Below are 16636 nucleotides of genomic sequence, written 5' to 3'. Positions count from 1 at the left end.
CTGCGGCACGACGCCGGTCGGGAAGTTGATCTCGAGCGACATGCCGGTCGCGCCCGCCTCCTCGAGCAGCGCCTTGGCCTTCTCCGGATCGTAGGCGTAGGGCTCGATGTCGGGGTTCCAGCACGAGGTGTCCGGCGGGCAGGGCTGGCCCATCACCCGGCCGTAGCCGCGCAGCAGCCGGTCGACGATGGCCTGCTTGTTGACCGCATAGTTGATGGCATGGCGCACCCGCACGTCCTGCAGCTCCGGCCGGTCGACGATCAGACCGCCCCAGATCGGCCACAGCGCCACGCCGGCACCCTCGATGCGCACATCGGGCGAATCCTCGATCTGCGCCGCCTGGATGGCCGGCACCTGACCGATGACGTCGGCCTCGCCGTTGAGCAGCGCGGAGATGCGCGAGGACGGCTCCGGCACCACCCAGAACACCACCTCGTCGGCCTTCTGCGTGCCGAGCGCCCAGTCGGGATTGGGCTTCAGCGTGATGCGGTCGCCGCGCGTCCAGGTGTCGAGCATGTAGGGGCCGGTGCCGACCGGATTGGCGGCGAAGCCTTCGGCGCCGACCTCCTGGTAGTATTTCGGCGGCACCGCGTTGAGGTAGTCGGCGATCAGCGCCAGCGTCGCCGAGTAGGGTCCCTTGGTGACCAGGTCGACGGTGTAGTCGTCGACGATCTCCACGGCGGTGAACTCGTTGTAGTAGCTGCGCGCCTGCGAGGAGGCGCCCTGCATCAGCTCGACGGTGAACTTGACCGACTGCGCGTCGAATTTCTCGCCATTGGTGAAGGTGACGTCGTCGCGCAGCCAGAAGCGCCAGCGCGTCTCGTCGACGCGCTCCCAGCGCGTCGCCAGCGCCGGCTCGACGTTGCCGTCCTTGTCGCGCGTCAGCAGCGGGTCGAAGATGTGGCCGTAGACGGAGCGCTGGTGGGTGTTGATGTTCTGCGTCGGGTCGAGCGTGTCGAGGTCGAGCTCGATGGCGATGGTGATGCTGCCGAGCTTGCCGGCCTCGTCCGACTGGGCGAGGGCGGGGGCGGCGGCCAGACCGCATGCGACGGCCGCAGCCAGCGTCAGGCGCGCCAGGGAAAACGTTCGGTTCATGTCATGACTCCAGTTCCAATCGGGTCGGTCGCGCGCCGGCGTCGCGCCGGCGGACCGCGCTCACGTTCGACGTCTGCGGCCGAACCGCGCGCGTTCGCGGTCGAGCGGCGGGCGACTGGCCCGGGCCATGGTTCTGGACAGCACTGACAGCATCGGCATGGTTCTCCTCCTCATGCGTCCGCGCCTTGCGCCGGGCCGCAGCGCCTGGCGCGCCGCCGCCCCGGTCCCCTTGCCGCGCGGACATCAAAGTTTGTACAGACAAATTGTCTATTGGCAAGCAAATTATCGTCTTGACCCGCGATTGGCGGCGGGCAACGTTTGGTTGTGCCGAAGGAGGACTCCGGTGAGCAACAATTCCGGCCACCGCTACAGGGAGATCGCCAACAGCCTGTTGGCCGACATCCGTGGCGGCCGCTATCCGGTGGGCGCGCGCATCCCCACCGAGCATGCGATCTCGCAGACCTTCGGCGTCAGCCGCAACACCGCGCGCCACGCGGTGCAGGAGCTCGAGCGTCTCGGCCTCATCACCCGCCAGCGCGGCGCCGGCACGGTCGTCGTCAAGACCGACCCGAAGCCCGCCTTCATCAACTCGATCTCGTCGATCGGCGATCTGCTGCAATACGCCGCGACCACGCGGCTGCATGTCCGGCGCGTGCGCGCCGCCCTGGCGCTGCCGGCCATCGACGGCGTCCAGCCGCAGCACCACCCGCAGGAATGGGTGCACCTGGAGGGCATCCGCTACCTGGAGGGCAAGGACACGCCGCTGTGCTCCAACGACATCTTCCTGCACCCCGACGTCGCCGACGTGGCGCCGCGCATCGGCACCTCGCCGATGGCCGTCTACCGGATGATCGAGCAGCAGCACAACCTGCTGATCCAGTCGATCACCCAGACGATCGACGGCGTGGTGCTGTCGGGCGACGCCGCGCGCGAGCTCGGCGTGCGCGAGGGCTCGGCCGGCCTCAAGGTGATCCGCGCCTATAACGACTTCTCCGACCGCACGGTGGAGATCGCCGTCAACATCTATCCGGCGGCCAACTTCACCTACCGCATGACCATCCTGCGCAACACGCACGGCGCCGAACATCCTTGACAGCTTCCGAACTTTGTCCATACAAAGATCGAAAGTTCACGTTATGGATGCTGCCATGACCTCCAGCCCCGCTCCGCTGCACGGCGTCACCGTGCTCGCCGTCGAACAGTACGGCGCCGGCCCGTTCGGCACCATGCTGCTGGCCGATCTGGGGGCGCGCATCGTCAAGATCGAGAATCCGAAGGGCGGCGACGTCGGCCGCGTCGTCGGGCCCTATTTCGGCGACGACGGCGACAGCCTGTTCTTCCACAGCTTCAACCGCAACAAGGAGAGCGTCGCGCTCGACCTCAAGGCGCCCGAGGGCAAGGCGGTGTTTCACCGCCTGGTGGCCGGCGCCGACGCGGTGTTCGACAATCTGCGCGGCGACCTGCCGGGCACGCTCGGCCTGACCTATGCCGACCTGGCGCCGCACAACGAGCGCATCGTGTGCGCCCATCTGTCGGCCTATGGCCGCGAGGGCGCGCGCAAGGCGTGGCCCGGCTACGACTATCTGATGCAGGCCGAGAGCGGCTATCTCAGCCTGACCGGCGAGCCCGACACGCCGCCCTCGCGCTTCGGCCTGTCGATCGTCGACATGATGACGGGCACCGTCGCCGCGCTGGCGCTGGCGAGCGCCATCATTGGCGCGCGCCAGACCGGCAAGGGCCGCGACATCGACGTCTCGCTGTTCGACACCGCGCTGCACAACCTCAACTACCTGGCCACCTGGTTCCTCGACCGCGGCCACCTGCAGGGTCGCGTCAGCCGCTCCGGCCATCCCTCGCTGGTGCCGAGCCAGCTCTACCGGACCAGGGACGCCTGGCTGTTCGTCATGTGCAACAAGGAGCGCTTCTGGCCGATCTTCTGCCGCCTGATCGAGCGCGCGGATCTGGCCACCGATCCGCGCTTCGCCAGCGCCGCCGACCGGCTGGAAAACCGCGACGCGCTGACGGCAGAGCTCGACGCCGTGCTGTCGCAGCGCGATACTGCCGATTGGATGGAGCGGCTCGGCGGCCAGGTGCCGGTCTCGCCGGTGCTCGACGTGCGCCAGGCGCTGGAGAACCCGTTCGTCGCCGAGCGCGGCGGCATCGCCGATTTCGTCACCGACGACGGCGGCGCGCTGTCGATGCTGCGCGGGCCGATCCGCTACGAGGGCGACGCCGTCGAGCGCGCCGGCCCGCGGCTCGGCCGCGACACCGCCGCGGTGCTGCGCGCCAGCGGCCTGAGCGAGGCCGAGATCGCCAATCTGCTTGCCGCCGGCATCGTCGGCCAGGCGCCCCAGCTCGGCGAGGATGCCGCGGAATAGGCGTCTGCGCCACGCCACCAGGGAGGACTGCGACATGACCGCCATCACCGAACGGCTCGCCGCCCACGCCGCCGGGCTCGACGCCGCCGCCTTGCCGGCGCCGGTGCGCCAGCGCGCCGCCGAGATGCTGCTCGACCTGTGGGGCATCATGGCCCGCGCGCAGCTCGACGCCGACACCACCGCCTGCTTCCGCGCAACGCTGGCCGACCTCGGCCTCGACGCGGGCAGTGCCTCGGTGGTCGCCGAGGAGGCCGGCTTCTCGCCCTATGGCGCGGCGCTCTTCAACGGCGCCCTCGCCCATTCGCTCGACTTCGACGACACCCACGCCGCCGGCTCGATCCATCCCGGCGCGACCGTCATTCCCGCCGCGCTCGCCGCCGCCGAGATCGCCGGCGCCGACGGCCGCACGCTGATCGCCGCGATTGTGGCGGGCTACGACGTGGTCTGCCGGCTGAGCGTCGCGCTCGGCCCGTCGAGGCACTATGCGCGCGGCTTCCACCCGACCGCCACCTGCGGCGTCTTCGGCGCGGCGGCCGCGGCCGGCCGCGCGCTCGGCCTGTCGCCCGAGCGCATGGCCGCCGCCTTCGGCCTGGCCGCCAGCCGCGCCGCCGGCTCGCTGCAGTTCCTCGAGAACGGCGCCTGGAACAAGCGCTGGCAGGTCGGCGCGGCGGCCGCCGACGGGCTTTCCGTCGCGCTCGCCGCCCGCAACGGGTTCCACGCCGCGGCCGCGCCGCTCGAGGGCCGCTTCGGCTTCTTCAAGGGCTACACCGACGGCGCCGAGCCGGACGAGGCGGTCGCCGATCTCGGCAGCCGCTTCTCGATCATGGAGACCGCGGTCAAGCCCTACCCCGCCTGCCGCTACACCCATGCCGCGCTCGACGGCATCCTGGCGCTGCGCGCCGAGCACGGCATCGCCGCCGGCGACGTCGAGGCGATCGAGATCGGCCTGCCGCAGACCGGCGTCGAGCTGACCGGCGTGCCGGCCGACGCCAAGCGGCGTCCGCGCAGCGTCGTCGACGGCCAGTTCTCGATGCCCTTCGTCGCGTCGATGGGCCTGCTCGCCGACGGCCTCGCCTGGGACGACTATGCCCGCTATCTCGGCAAGCCCGAGGTCGACGCGCTGTGCGACCGGGTCACCGTCGCGGCCGATCCGCGCGCCGAGGCCTTCTATCCGCGCCAGATGTCGGCGACGGTGGCGATCACCACGGCGGCGGGCCGCGTGGAGACGGTCGTCGAGGTGCCGAGCGGCGAGCCCGAGCGCTTCCCCGACGCCGAGGCGCAGCGGCGCAAGTTCACCGGCCTGACCGAGCCGCTGCTCGGCGCGGCGGGCGCGGCCGCGCTCGCCGACGCGCTGCTCGCCGTCGAGACGCTGGCCGGCGTCGACCGGCTGTTCGCGCTGTCGGTGCCGGCGGCGGCCGACGGCGCGCAGCGCATGGCGGCGGCCGGCGGAGCCGGCGCGTGAGGCGCGCGGCGAGCGCGCCGCCGATCCCCCGCGCCGCTCATCCGACGCCCGGGCTCGCGCCGGGCGTCGATCCGCGCTATCCAGACACCAGCGGCAGAAGACCCGGATGCTCGATGTGACGCCCCTTCTCTCGGTCGACCAGCTCAGCACCCACTACCACACCCGGCGCGGCGTGCTGCGTGCGGTCGACCGCGTGAGCTTCGACATCCGCCGCGGCGAGACGGTCGCCATCGTCGGCGAGAGCGGCTCGGGCAAGAGCGTCACCGCGCTGTCGATCCTGCGCCTAGTGCCCAACCCGCCGGGCCGCATCGTCGGCGGCCGCGTCATGTTCGAGGGCCAGGACCTGCTGGCGCTGTCTGATGCCGACATGGAACACCTGCGCGGCAACCGCATCGGCATGATCTTCCAGGAGCCGATGACCTCGCTCAACCCGACGCTGACGATCGGCACGCAGCTCACCGAGGGCATGGTGCATCACCTGCGCCTGACCCAGAGCCAGGCCGACAAGCGCGCCGCCGAGTTGCTGCAGTCGGTCGGCATCGCCGAACCGGTCGGCCGCCTGCGCCAGTATCCGCACCAGTTCTCCGGCGGCATGCGCCAGCGCATCATGATCGCCATCGCGCTCGCCTGCGATCCGGCGCTGATCATCGCCGACGAGCCGACGACCGCGCTCGACGTGACGATCCAGGCGCAGATCCTGTCGGTGCTCAAGCGGCTGGCCAGCGAGAACGGCACGTCCGTGATGATGATCACGCACGATCTCGGCGTCGTCGCGCGCATCGCCGACCGCGTCAACGTGATGTATGCCGGCCGCCTGGTCGAGAAGGGCACGGCGCGCGAGCTCTATGCCGACCCGCGCCACCCCTACACGCGCGGCCTGCTCGCCTCCGTGCCGCGCATGGACGCCGCCGAGGCCGAACGGCTGACGCCGATCGAGGGCAGTCCGCCCGACCCGGCCAGGCTGCCCTCCGGCTGCGCCTTCCATCCGCGCTGTCCGCTGGCGATCGACCGCTGCGCCGCCGATCAGCCGCCGCTGGCGCCGGGCGGCGGCGCCCACTCCGCCGCCTGCTGGGTGACCATGCCCGAGGCGACCGCCGCCGTTCTGGAGGGCCAGTCGTGACCGCCGCCGAGACCCCGCTTCTGTCCGTCCGCAACCTGGTCAAGCGCTATCCGCTGGGTGGCGGCCTGTTCTCCAGCGACCGGCGCGTGGTGCATGCGGTGGAGGACGTGTCGTTCGACATCGCCCGCGGCGAGACCTTCGGCCTGGTCGGCGAATCCGGCTCCGGCAAGAGCACGATCAGCCGCGTCGTCACCCGGCTCGAGGACCCGACCTCGGGCGAGATCAGGCTCGAGGGCACGGAGATCGGCAGCCTTTCGGAGCGAGCGCTGCGGCCCTACCGCTCGCGCGCCCAGATGATCTTCCAGGACCCCTACTCCTCGCTCGACCCGCGCATGAAGGCGGGCGCCATCATCGAGGAGCCGATGGTGGTGCAGGGCGGCTTCGACCGCAGCCAGCGCGCCCGGCGCGTCGCCGAGTTGCTCGACATGGTCGGCCTGCCGGCCTCCGCCCGCGACCGCTATCCCAACGAATTCTCCGGCGGCCAGCGCCAGCGCATCGGCATCGCCCGGGCGATCGCGCTCAACCCGCGCCTGGTGGTCGCCGACGAGCCGGTGTCGGCGCTCGACGTGTCGATCCAGGCGCAGGTGGTTAACCTGCTCGAGGACCTGCAGGCCGAGCTCGGTCTGTCCTACCTGTTCATCGCGCACGACCTCGCGGTGGTGCGCCACATCGCCCATCGCGTGGCGGTGCTCTATCTCGGCCGGGTGATGGAGATCGCCTCGAGCAGCCAGCTCTACGCCGCGCCGCGCCATCCCTACACGCGCGCGCTGATGGAGGCCGCGCCGCTGCCCGACCCGGTCGCCGAGGCGAGCCGCGAGAGCGCCGGCATCGAGGGCGAGATCCCGAGCGCCGTGACGCCGCCGCCGGGCTGCGTGTTCTCGACCCGCTGTCCGCTGGCGAGCGCGGAATGCCGCGCCGCCGTGCCGCCGCTGGTCGAGGTCGAGCCCGGCCATCGCGTCGCCTGCATCAAGGTGGCGCCCGGCGCGGCCGCGCCGGCCTGACCGGCGCCGCCCGGCCGGCTCAGTAGCCGGCCTTCTCGTCGATGCCGTGGCCGCGGAACGGCACCAGCACCGAGCGCTGGAACGACATGAAGCGCGTGCCGTCGGCCTTGAGCCCGATGGTCTCCACCGTGACGATGCCCTGGTTGGGGCGCGACTTCGACCGGCGCTTGTCGAGCACGCGCGATTCCGCGTAGATCGTGTCGCCGGTGAACACCGGCGCCGTCAGCTTGATGTCGGTCCAGCCGAGATTGGCGATCGCCTTCTGGCTGACGTCGGTCACGCTCATGCCCACCACCATGGCCAGGGTCAGCGTGCTGGCGACCAGCGGCCGGCCGAACTCGCTGTGCGCGGCATAGGCATTGTCGAAATGCAGCGGGTGGGTGTTCATCGTCAGGAGCGTGAACTGGATGTTGTCGGTCTCGGTGATGGTGCGTCCCGGCCGGTGCTCGTAGACGTCGCCGATCTCGAAATCGTCGAAATAGCGGCCATAGGTCTCGCGGTAGCGCTGCGCGCCGACTTCGATCACTTCCCTGACCATGCTGGTCCCTTCCGTGCTGCTGTTTTCGGGGTGGAGCGGCGGGCCTGCCCGCCTCAATCGATCGCGTGGCGCTTGACCCACTGGCGCGCGATGATGATGCGCTGCATCTCGTTGGTGCCCTCGCCGATGCACATCAGCGGCGCGTCGCGGTAGAAGCGCTCGATGTCGTACTCCTTGGAGTAGCCGTAGCCGCCATGGATGCGCAGCGCCTCGGTGCTGTTTTCCAGCGCCGCCTCCGAGGCGAAGTACTTGGCCATGCCGGCCTCCATGTCGCAGCGCTCGCCGCGGTCGAAGGCCTCGGCCGCGTCGAGCGTCAGCAGCCGCGCCGCGCGCGCCCGCGTCGCCATCTCGCCGAGCTTGAGCTGGATCGCCTGGTGCTGCCAGATCGGCTTGCCGAAGGTCTTGCGCACCTGGGCGTACTCGGTCGCCAGCGCCAGCGCGCCGTCGGCCAGCCCGACGCCGCGCGCCGCCACGTTGATGCGGCCGAGCTCGAGCCCGCCGGTGGCGTGGTGGAAGCCGTGCCCCTCCTCGCCGCCGATCAGGTTCTCCGGCGGCAGCCGGTAGTTCTCGAACACCAGCTCGCCCGAATCGATCGACTTGTAGCCGAGCTTCTCCAGCTTGCGCCCGACGGTGAAGCCGTCGCCCTTGGGCGCGATGAACATGCTCATGCCCTTGTAGCGCGGCTCGGCCTGCGGGTCGGTCTTGACCAGCAGCGCGAAGCACGAGCCCTCGATGCCGTTGGAGATCCACGTCTTGGTGCCGTTGACCACGTAGCCGTTGCCGTCGCGGCGCGCCTGGGTGCGCAGCGCCTGCAGGTCGGTGCCCGCGTCGGGCTCGGTCAGCGCCAGGCCGCCGCGCACCTCGCCGCTGGCCAGCCGCGGCAGCCATTCCGCCTTCTGCGCCTCGGTGCCGAAGCGCTCGATGGCGTTGGCCATGATCAGGTGCGAGTTGAAGATGCCGGTGATCGCCATCCACACGCTGGAGATGCGCATGACGATCTTGGCGTAGGTCGTCGCCGGCAGGCCGAGGCCGCCATAGTCGGCCGAGATCGTGGCGCCGAACAGGCCGAGCGCCTTCATCTGCTCGACGATCTCGTGCGGGTAGCGGTCGGCGTGGTCGTGCTCCTTGACGACCGGGCGCACGTCGCGCTCGAGCCAGCGGTCGATCGACTCGAACAGGCGGGCTTCGTCATCCGCATCGATGACGCGTCGGGGCCGGGCGGTGTCCAAAGCCATGTCTCCTATCCGGTGTTCATTTGTACCAACGAAAGTCTATTGTTCCAAATTATGCCGTGCCGCATGGCGCTTGGCAAGGCGGAAGGGCGGCACCGAAGCGGCGGCCGCCCGCAGCGATCCGGCTCAATGTGCCGAGTCCGAACTTTTGTCTGGACAATCCGCCGGGCCCGCTCCTATAGTCCGCCGCAGTTTTTTGCCGGTTGCGAGGGTGGAGATGGCAGAGCGCGGCGACGATCCGATCCTTCTGGAGATCATCAAGGGCGCCATTCGCTCCGCCCAGGCGGAGATGTCCGCCCTGCTCGATCGCACGGCCATGTCGCCCTTCATCCGCGAGAAGAAGGACTACTTCATCGGCTTCTTCGATGCCGGCGGCCGCCTGGTGCACAGCGCCGGCCTGCCGCTGATGGGCAACGTCATCCAGCCGGTGCTCGACCGCTTCCCGCTCGAGGAGATGGATGCCGGCGACGTCTACTGGTACAACGACTGCTACGGCTCGGCCGGCGGCGTCTCGCACACCCCCGACCAGGTGATCGTCGCGCCGCTCGTCGTCGACGGCAAGGTGCGCGGCTTCTCGCAGACCTGGGCCCACTTCAACGACATCGGCGGCCTGCGCCCCGGCACGCTGTCGCCCGACGCCGACAGCATCTTCCAGGAAGGCACCATCGTGCCGCCGGTGCGGCTCTATGCGGCCGGCCGCCAGAACGACGACGCGGTGGCGATCTTCGTCGCCAACTCGCGCTATCCCGACATGGTACGCGGCGACCTGCGCGCGCTGGTCGCCGCCGTTCGGCTCGGCGCCAAGCGCCTCGGCGAGCTGTTCGAGCGCTACGGCGACCGGGTGATGCTCGACGCCTTCGCCGAATCCGAGCGCCAGACGGCCTCCGTGGTCGGCCAGCGCCTGACCGACCTGCTGCCGGCCGGCACCTACACCTTCGCCGACCGCGTCGACACCGACGGCCACGGCAACGGGCCGTTCGACATCCGCTTCGACCTGACCGTCGGCCAGAACGGCAGGATGGCGATCGACGCCACGCGCAGCGCCGACCAGGCGCCGGGGCCGATCAACTTCCTGATGAGCCCCTCGGTGCCGGCGATGACGCTCGGCCTCTACGCCGCGCGCAACGACCCCAGCCTGCTGATCAACCAGGGCCATATCGAGACGCTCGAGGAGGTCAAGCTGCGCAAGGGCAGCGTGCTGCAGCCGCGCTTCCCCGCCCCGCTCGGCCTGCGCGGCACCACCTTCGTCAAGGTGCAGCAGGCCATGCTCGGCCTGATCAACGCCGCCACCGGCGGCCAGGCGCTGGCCGCCAACAACGCCTATTCGATCTACTACATGTCGGGCATGGCCGACGACGACGCGCCGTTCCTGCTGACCGACGGCCTGGCCGTCGGCTACGGCGCCCGGCCGACGGCCGACGGCGTCGACGCCATCTACTTCGTCGGCCAGGAGAACTATCCCGTCGAGTTCGTCGAGATGGGCTTTCCCATCCGCATCCGCGCCTACGGCCTCAACTGCGATTCCGGCGGCCCCGGCCGCTGGCGCGGCGGCTGCGGCATCGTGCGCGAGGTCGAGACGCTGGTCGACAACACGCGCTGCTCGGTGCGCATCGAAGGCACCAAGAACCCGCCATGGGGCACGGCCGGCGGCCAGTGCGCGCGCGCCGGCGAGGTGATCGTCAATCCCGGCCGGCCCGACGAGCGCCGGCTGCCGTCGATCAAGGACGGCATCGTGTTGAAGGCTGGCGACGTCCTGCGCATCGCCACGGGCGGCGGCGGCGGTTGGGGCAATCCGTTCGACCGCGAGCCCGAGCTGGTCGCGCAGGACGTCGCCAACGGCATGGTCAGCCTCGACGGCGCGAAGGCCGATTATGGCGTGGTGCTCGATCCCGCCTCGCTCGAGATCGACGCGGCCGCCACCGAGGCGACGCGCCGCGACCGCCGCGTCGAGGGCAAGCTGTTCCACAACGGCGCCTATCTCGACGAGATGGCCTGATCGGCCGCCCTGCGGCGGTTGCCCACCTCACACCCCTTGTTGCAACGCTTGTCCGGTGAAGCCATGAAGCGCAGTCAGTTCATCGTCTCCAAGTCGGAGGTCGCCCTGCGCGGCGGCGTCGTCTCCACCCAGCACCCGCTGGCCAGCGACGCCGGCGCGCGCATGCTGGCGGCCGGCGGCAACGCCATCGACGCGGCGGTCGCCGCTGCCGTGGCGGTGACCGTCGTCGAGCCGATGATGAGCGGCATCGCCGGCGGCGGCGTGATGATCGTGCACGATCCCGAGACCGGCCGCGACACCGCCATCGACTTCCTGCCGCGCGTGCCGGCGGCCGCCCGGCCCGACATGTTCGAGCTCGACCGCGCGCGCGCCGGCGTCGGCATGTATCAGTGGCCGGCGATCGTCGACGACGCCAATTTCGTCGGCCACCGCTCGGTCGGCATTCCCGGCACCATCGCCGGCCTGTGCGCCGCGCACGAGCGCTGGGGCCGGCTGCCGCTCGCCACCGTGCTCGAGCCGGCGATCGCCTATGCCGAGGAAGGCCACGCGGTGGAGGGCTACATCTCCGCCATCACCGCCGGCACCGCGCGGCGGCTGGCCGAGTTCCCCGAGGCGGCCGCGATCTTCCTGCCCGACGGCCTGCCGCCGGCCGCACCGGTGCGCATGTACCTGCCGGTTCCGCCGTTCCGCCAGCCCGACCTCGCCGCCACCCTGAAGCGCATCGCCGCCGGCGGCGCCGAGGAGTTCTACCGCGGCGAGACGGCGCGGCTGATCGTCGAGGAGATGCAGCGCGGCGGCGGCCTGATCACCGCCGAGGACCTGGCCGGCTACCGCCCGGTGGTGCACGAGGAGACGCGCAAGGCCGAGTACCGCGGCCACGTCATCTCCACCCTGCCCGCGCCGTGCGGCGCCGACACGGTGATCGAGACGCTCAACATGCTGGAGACCTTCGACGTCGCCGGCATCGGCCGCGACACGCCCGAGGGCCTCAGCCTGATGGCGCAGGCCCAGGCGCTCGCCTTCCAGGACCGCTTCGCCTATCTCGCCGATCCCGCGCAGGGCGACATTCCCGCCGCCGTGCTCGGCTCCAAGGCCTATGCCGCCGAGCGCGCAAAGCTGATCACGCCCGGCCGCGCGCCGGCCTCCGTCGGCCCCGGCGACCCGGGCGGCTTCGCCGCCGACGGCCGCGTGCCGCCGGACCGCAGCTGCACCACGCATCTCGGCACCGTCGACAAGGACGGCATGATGGTCTCGCTGACCAACACGATCGGCGACCTGTGGGGCTCCTTCGTCGTCGCCCGCGGCACCGGCATGGTGCTCAATGACGCGATGATCTGGTTCGACCCGGTGCCCGGCCACATCAACTCCGTCGCGCCCGGCAAGATGCCGCTGTCGGCGGTCAGCGCCATCCTGGTGCACAAGGACGGCCGCCCGTTCATGACCAACGGCGCGCCCGGCGCGCGCAAGGTGATGACCTCGATCCTGCAGTCCTTCGTCAACGTGGTCGACCACGGCATGAGCCTGCAGCAGGCCATCGAGGCGCCGCGCGTGCACTGCGAGAAGGACACCGTGCTGGTCGATTCGCGCCTGCCGGAGGAAAGCCTCGCCGCGCTCGAGGCCGGCGGCCACACGCTGCAGCGCATCGACGAGACGTTCCTGAGCTCCAACTTCGCCCGCCCCGTCGGCGCCACCGTCGACGCCGACGGCACCGTGCGCAGCGGCGTCGACGCGCTGCGCCCGGCGACCGCCGTCGGCGTGCCCGCCTGAGGCGGCGAGATCAACCAAGCGGGAGGACCCGAACCGCCGTGACCGACACCGAACATCCCGCAGCCGGGACCGACGCGCGCCGCACGCTGACCGTGGCCATCGACGTCGGTGGCACCTTCACCGACGTCACGCTGGTCGACCGCGAAAGCGGCGAGAGCTGGAAGGCCAAGACGGCCACGACGCCGCCCGATTTCGAGCGCGGCTTCATGGACGGCATCCGCAAGGTGCTGGCGGCCGCCGGCCGCCGGCCGCAGGAGATCGCCCAGGTCGCGCACGGCACCACGGTGGCGACCAACGCGATCCTCGAGATGCGCGGCGCGCCGGCCGCCCTGCTGACGACCAGGGGCTTCCGCCACGTGCTGGAGATCGGCCGGCACGACATCCCGCGCAAGGCCAACATCTACTCCTGGGTCAAGCCGAAGCGCCCGGTCTCCGCGCACAACGTGCACGAGATCCCCGAGCGTCTGGCCGTCGACGGCAGCGAGCTCGAGCCGCTCGACGAGGCGGCGGTGCGCCAGGCCGCCGAGACGATCAAGGCGCGCGGCATCGAGGCGGTGGCGATCTGCTTCCTGCACAGCTTCGCCGACGGCGCGCACGAGCGCCGCGCCCGCGAGATCGTCGAGGAGGTGCACCCCGACGCCATGGTGTCGATCTCCTCGGAGGTGCTGCCGGTCTTCCGCGAGTTCGAGCGCAGCATGGCGACGATCCTCAACGTCTACGTCATGCCGCTGGTCGCCACCTATGTCGCCAAACTCAACGCCGAGCTGACCAAGGCCGGCATCGATGCGCCGCTGCTGCTGATGAAGTCGAGCGGCGGCGTGACCGGCGCGGCGACCATCAAGCGCGAGCCGATCCAGACGGCGCTGTCCGGCCCGGCGGCCGGCATCGTCGGCGCCGTGCACGAGGCCGACGCCGCCGGCCTCAAGGACGTCATCACGGTCGACATCGGCGGCACCTCGGCCGACATCTGCCTGATCAAGGACGGCCGCCCCGGCGTCACCACCAAGAGCCAGATCGGCGACTGGCCGATGACGCTGCCGATGGTCGACATCCACACCATCGGCGCCGGCGGCGGTTCGATCGCCCGCGTCAACTCGGCCGGCACCCTGTCGGTCGGCCCGGAGAGCGCCGGCGCCCGGCCGGGCCCCGTCTCCTACGGCCGCGGCGGCACCGAGCCGACCGTCACCGACGCGCATTTCGTGCTCGGCCACCTGCCCGAGCGGCTGCTCGCCGGCGAGATGGAGATCGACCTGGCCGGCGCGCGCCGCGCCATCGAGGACAAGGTCGCCCGGCCGCTCGGCATCTCCGTGCATGCCGCCGCCAGGGGCATCCTCGAGGTGGTCAACAACAACATGCTGGGCGCCATCCGCGTCGTCTCGGTCGAGCGCGGCCTCGATCCGCGCGACTTCGCGCTGCTGCCCTTCGGCGGCGCCGGGCCGATCCACGGCAGCGATCTCGCCCGCCTGCTCGGCATCCGCACCGTCATCGTGCCGCCGTCGGCCGGCGTCCTGTCGGCCATCGGCCTGTCGGTCTCCTCGCTGCGCAACGAGTTCGCCCGCACCTGCCTGCAGGGCACCGACGATTTCGACCACAAGACCGTGCGCACCGGGTTCGCCGAGCTGGAGGCGGAGGCCGAGCGCTGGCTGGCCGCCGAGGGTGTGCCCGAATCCGGCCGCGCCATCGAGTGGGAGGCGGCGATGCGCTACCGCCATCAGGGCTTCGAGCTCAACGTCGCGTGGAGCGAGCGCGCGGTCAACGAGGCGGCGCTGACGCGCCTGGTCGATTCCTTCCACCGGCTGCACGAGCAGCTCTATTCCTTCGCCCAGGAGGACACCCCGGTCGAGATCGTCACCCTGCGCGTCACCGCGACCGGCCGGCTGCCGGTTCCCGCGCGCGCGGCGCTGACCGGCGGCGGCCCGGCCGCCGACGCCGTCATCGCCCACCAGGACATCTTCGTCGGCGACGGCATGCGCTCCTCGCCCGTCTACGACCGCGCCCGCCTCGCCGTCGGCGAGGTGGTCGAGGGGCCGGCGATCCTGCAGCAGCTCGACACCACGACGCTGCTCGCCGAGGGCGACCGCGCCACCGTGCATCCCTCCGGCTCGCTGCTGATCGAGACCGGCTGAGGCGGCGCCACCGCCCCGCGACGGAACGGGCCTCCGCCGGCCGCGTTTGGTGTTTCGACTTGGACCGACCAAGGAGGACCCCGTGGCCGACGACAGAAGGGACGATCCCGGCCGACACCGCCGCGCCACCCAGGCGCGGAACGGCGGCATGTCCGGCGAAGGCGCGCCGGACGGGCTGCTTCATGCCGTCATCCTGATCGCCGTCGTGGTGGCGGCCGCCATTGCCCTTTATGGCTGGGCCTCGCTCGACGCCCAGAGCCTGACGATCACCGCCGACCCGTCCGTCGCGCCCGACGCCGTGCCGGTCTCGCGCTGACCGGCGGCGTCGCGAGGCCCGGTTCGGCCGGGTGACGACGGGCGGGACGCCGCGCCGCGTTTGCAAGCCGTCGCATTTGCGCCAAAGTCCGCGCCATGCGCCGCCCACCCAGCCGCCCCGCCATCCGCCGCCTCGCCTTCGCCGCGGCCGCCGCGCTCGTCCTGCAGCCGCAGGCCGCCCACGCCCATGCCGCCGAGCGCGGCTTCGTGCTGCTGCTGCCGACCGACTACTACCTGTTCGGCGGCGGGCTGGCCGTGGCGATCAGCTTCCTGGCGCTCGCCTTGCTGCCGCCGGCGCCGCTGCTGGCGGCCGCGCGCCGCCGGCTGCCGCTCGCCGCCGGCCGGCCGCGCGGCCGGGCGCTCGTCTCCGGCCTGTCGTTCCTCGTGCTGTGCGGCCTGGTGCTCGCCGGCTTCACCGGCAGCCGCGACCCGCTGTCGAACCCGCTGCCGCTGACGGTGTGGACGCTGCTGTGGGTCGGCCTGACGGTGCTGCAGGGCCTGGTCGGCAATCTGTGGGCCTGGCTCAACCCGTGGTACGGCCCCTGGCGGCTGGCGAGCCGGCTCGCCCGCCGGCTGACGGGACGCGCCCGCCCGCCGCTGCGCCTGCCGCGCCGGCTCGGCCATGCCGGCGCCATCGCGTTCTTCCTCGCCTTCGCCTGGTTCGAGCTGGTCGATCCCGCGCCGGACGATCCCGAGCGCCTGGCGCGCGCCGTCGCCGGCTACTGGTTCGTCACCTTCGCCGGCACGCTTGCCTTCGGCTACCGCGCCTGGACGCGACGGGTCGAGTTCCTGTCGGTCTTCTTCGCCATGATCGCCCGGCTCGCCGTCGTCGAGACCAGCCGCGCCGGCCGCGCCGGCCGGCGCCGGCTCGCCCTGTGCCTGCCGGGCGCGCAGCTCTCGGGCGCCCGGCCGCTGCCGGTCGACGGCGCGCTGTTCCTGCTCTTGGCGCTGTCGACCGTCTCCTTCGACGGGCTGATGGCGACCTTCGCCTGGCTCGCCGCCATCGGCGTCAATCCGCTCGAGTTTCCCGGCCGCTCGGCGGTCATGGCGCACAACACCGGCGGCCTGCTCGCCATGTTCGCCGCGCTCGCCGGCGCCTTCTTCGCGGCGGTCGCGCTCGGTGCCCGGCTGGCCGGCGGCGGGCCGCCGATTGCCGCCCAGGCGGGCCTGCTCGTCTGGTCGATCGTGCCGATCGCGCTCGCCTACCACGTCGCCCACTATCTCGTGGTGCTCGCCGTCAACGGCCAGTACGCGCTGGCCGCCCTGTCGGACCCGCTGGCACGCGGCTGGAACCTGTTCGGCACGGCCGCGCTGCACGTGCGCGCCGGCATCGCCATCGGCGCCGACTCCGCCTGGATCGTCTGGAACCTCCAGGCCGCCGCGATCGTCGGCGGCCACGTCCTGGCGGTGGTGCTCGCCCATCTGATGGCCTTCCGCCTCTACGGCGACGCCCGCCGGGCCGCGCTCAGCCAGCTTCCGCTGGCTGTGCTGATGGTCGCCTACACCACGTTCGGCCTGTGGCTGTTGGCCGCCCCGACCGGACTGTAAAGCCGCCTTACCCGGCGTCAGGCCGTATTGCCATGCCGCCGGAATGGTGGTTGAGTCC

Annotated in this window: 13 protein-coding genes; 10 read left to right on the top strand and 3 right to left on the bottom strand. The window is 71.5% G+C overall.

Going from position 1 to position 16636, the window contains the following annotated elements; genetic code table 11:
- Positions 1–1095, bottom strand: a 1095-nt coding sequence (locus tag N1F89_RS11905; RefSeq protein ID WP_290084311.1) for an ABC transporter substrate-binding protein, incomplete at its 3' end; no start/stop codon positions are given.
- Positions 1096–1438: 343 nt separating this feature from the next.
- Here N1F89_RS11905 and N1F89_RS11900 point away from each other — a divergent pair.
- The 5 genes from N1F89_RS11900 to N1F89_RS11880 all read left to right on the top strand — a co-directional run bounded on the left by N1F89_RS11900 (position 1439) and on the right by N1F89_RS11880 (position 7056).
- Positions 1439–2188: a GntR family transcriptional regulator gene (locus N1F89_RS11900; protein WP_290084310.1), complete on the top strand. Its 750-nt coding sequence runs from the start codon at positions 1439–1441 to the stop codon at positions 2186–2188.
- Positions 2189–2243: 55 nt separating this feature from the next.
- On the top strand, positions 2244–3473 hold the full coding sequence (locus N1F89_RS11895) for a CoA transferase (protein ID WP_290084309.1): 1230 nt from the start codon (positions 2244–2246) through the stop codon (positions 3471–3473).
- A gap of 34 nt (positions 3474–3507) precedes the next feature.
- Positions 3508–4935 carry an MmgE/PrpD family protein gene (locus N1F89_RS11890; protein ID WP_290084308.1) on the top strand — a complete coding sequence of 476 codons (1428 nt, stop codon included), beginning with the start codon at positions 3508–3510 and terminating at the stop codon, positions 4933–4935.
- A gap of 106 nt (positions 4936–5041) precedes the next feature.
- On the top strand, positions 5042–6055 hold the full coding sequence (locus N1F89_RS11885; protein ID WP_290084307.1) for an ABC transporter ATP-binding protein: 1014 nt from the start codon (positions 5042–5044) through the stop codon (positions 6053–6055).
- Positions 6052–7056 (top strand): oligopeptide/dipeptide ABC transporter ATP-binding protein, encoded by a 1005-nt coding sequence (locus tag N1F89_RS11880; protein WP_290084306.1) that lies wholly within the window; start codon positions 6052–6054, stop codon positions 7054–7056. Before N1F89_RS11885 ends, N1F89_RS11880 begins: the two co-directional genes overlap by 4 nt.
- Before the next feature lie 19 nt (positions 7057–7075).
- Here N1F89_RS11880 and N1F89_RS11875 read toward each other — a convergent pair whose 3' ends face one another.
- Both N1F89_RS11875 and N1F89_RS11870 read right to left on the bottom strand, forming a co-directional pair.
- Positions 7076–7594, bottom strand: coding sequence for a MaoC family dehydratase (locus N1F89_RS11875; protein WP_290084305.1), 519 nt, complete (start codon positions 7592–7594; stop codon positions 7076–7078).
- A 53-nt stretch (positions 7595–7647) separates the two neighbouring features.
- Positions 7648–8829 carry an acyl-CoA dehydrogenase family protein gene (locus N1F89_RS11870; protein ID WP_290084304.1) on the bottom strand — a complete coding sequence of 394 codons (1182 nt, stop codon included), beginning with the start codon at positions 8827–8829 and terminating at the stop codon, positions 7648–7650.
- 214 nt (positions 8830–9043) lie between these two features.
- Between N1F89_RS11870 and N1F89_RS11865 the strand changes: the two genes are divergently transcribed.
- From N1F89_RS11865 to N1F89_RS11845, 5 genes are all read left to right on the top strand, one after another.
- Positions 9044–10822 (top strand): hydantoinase B/oxoprolinase family protein, encoded by a 1779-nt coding sequence (locus tag N1F89_RS11865; protein WP_290084303.1) that lies wholly within the window; start codon positions 9044–9046, stop codon positions 10820–10822.
- Between the two features lie 63 nt (positions 10823–10885).
- Positions 10886–12589, top strand: coding sequence for a gamma-glutamyltransferase (ggt, locus tag N1F89_RS11860; protein WP_290084302.1), 1704 nt, complete (start codon positions 10886–10888; stop codon positions 12587–12589).
- A gap of 38 nt (positions 12590–12627) precedes the next feature.
- A complete protein-coding gene (locus N1F89_RS11855; RefSeq protein WP_290084301.1) occupies positions 12628–14715 on the top strand; it encodes a hydantoinase/oxoprolinase family protein in 2088 nt (695 codons plus the stop codon).
- 82 nt (positions 14716–14797) lie between these two features.
- Positions 14798–15031 carry a hypothetical protein gene (locus N1F89_RS11850; protein WP_290084300.1) on the top strand — a complete coding sequence of 78 codons (234 nt, stop codon included), beginning with the start codon at positions 14798–14800 and terminating at the stop codon, positions 15029–15031.
- A 95-nt stretch (positions 15032–15126) separates the two neighbouring features.
- Positions 15127–16578 (top strand): hypothetical protein, encoded by a 1452-nt coding sequence (locus N1F89_RS11845; protein ID WP_290084299.1) that lies wholly within the window; start codon positions 15127–15129, stop codon positions 16576–16578.
- Positions 16579–16636: the final 58 nt, after the last annotated feature.

Origin of the sequence: Aquibium sp. A9E412 (assembly GCF_030398335.1) — a bacterium.
Classification (GTDB): Bacteria; Pseudomonadota; Alphaproteobacteria; order Rhizobiales; family Rhizobiaceae; genus A9E412.
Note: the sequence above shows the minus strand (reverse complement) of the source record. Positions and strands in the feature narration are given on the sequence as shown.

Coding starts and splice junctions, on each gene's coding strand:
- N1F89_RS11870 (WP_290084304.1), bottom strand. CDS start 8,829: ATGGCTTTGGACACCGCCCGGCCCCGACGCGTCATCGATGCGGATGAC.
- N1F89_RS11875 (WP_290084305.1), bottom strand. CDS start 7,594: ATGGTCAGGGAAGTGATCGAAGTCGGCGCGCAGCGCTACCGCGAGACC.
- N1F89_RS11865 (WP_290084303.1), top strand. CDS start 9,044: ATGGCAGAGCGCGGCGACGATCCGATCCTTCTGGAGATCATCAAGGGC.
- N1F89_RS11890 (WP_290084308.1), top strand. CDS start 3,508: ATGACCGCCATCACCGAACGGCTCGCCGCCCACGCCGCCGGGCTCGAC.
- N1F89_RS11895 (WP_290084309.1), top strand. CDS start 2,244: ATGACCTCCAGCCCCGCTCCGCTGCACGGCGTCACCGTGCTCGCCGTC.
- ggt (WP_290084302.1), top strand. CDS start 10,886: ATGAAGCGCAGTCAGTTCATCGTCTCCAAGTCGGAGGTCGCCCTGCGC.
- N1F89_RS11885 (WP_290084307.1), top strand. CDS start 5,042: ATGCTCGATGTGACGCCCCTTCTCTCGGTCGACCAGCTCAGCACCCAC.
- N1F89_RS11845 (WP_290084299.1), top strand. CDS start 15,127: ATGCGCCGCCCACCCAGCCGCCCCGCCATCCGCCGCCTCGCCTTCGCC.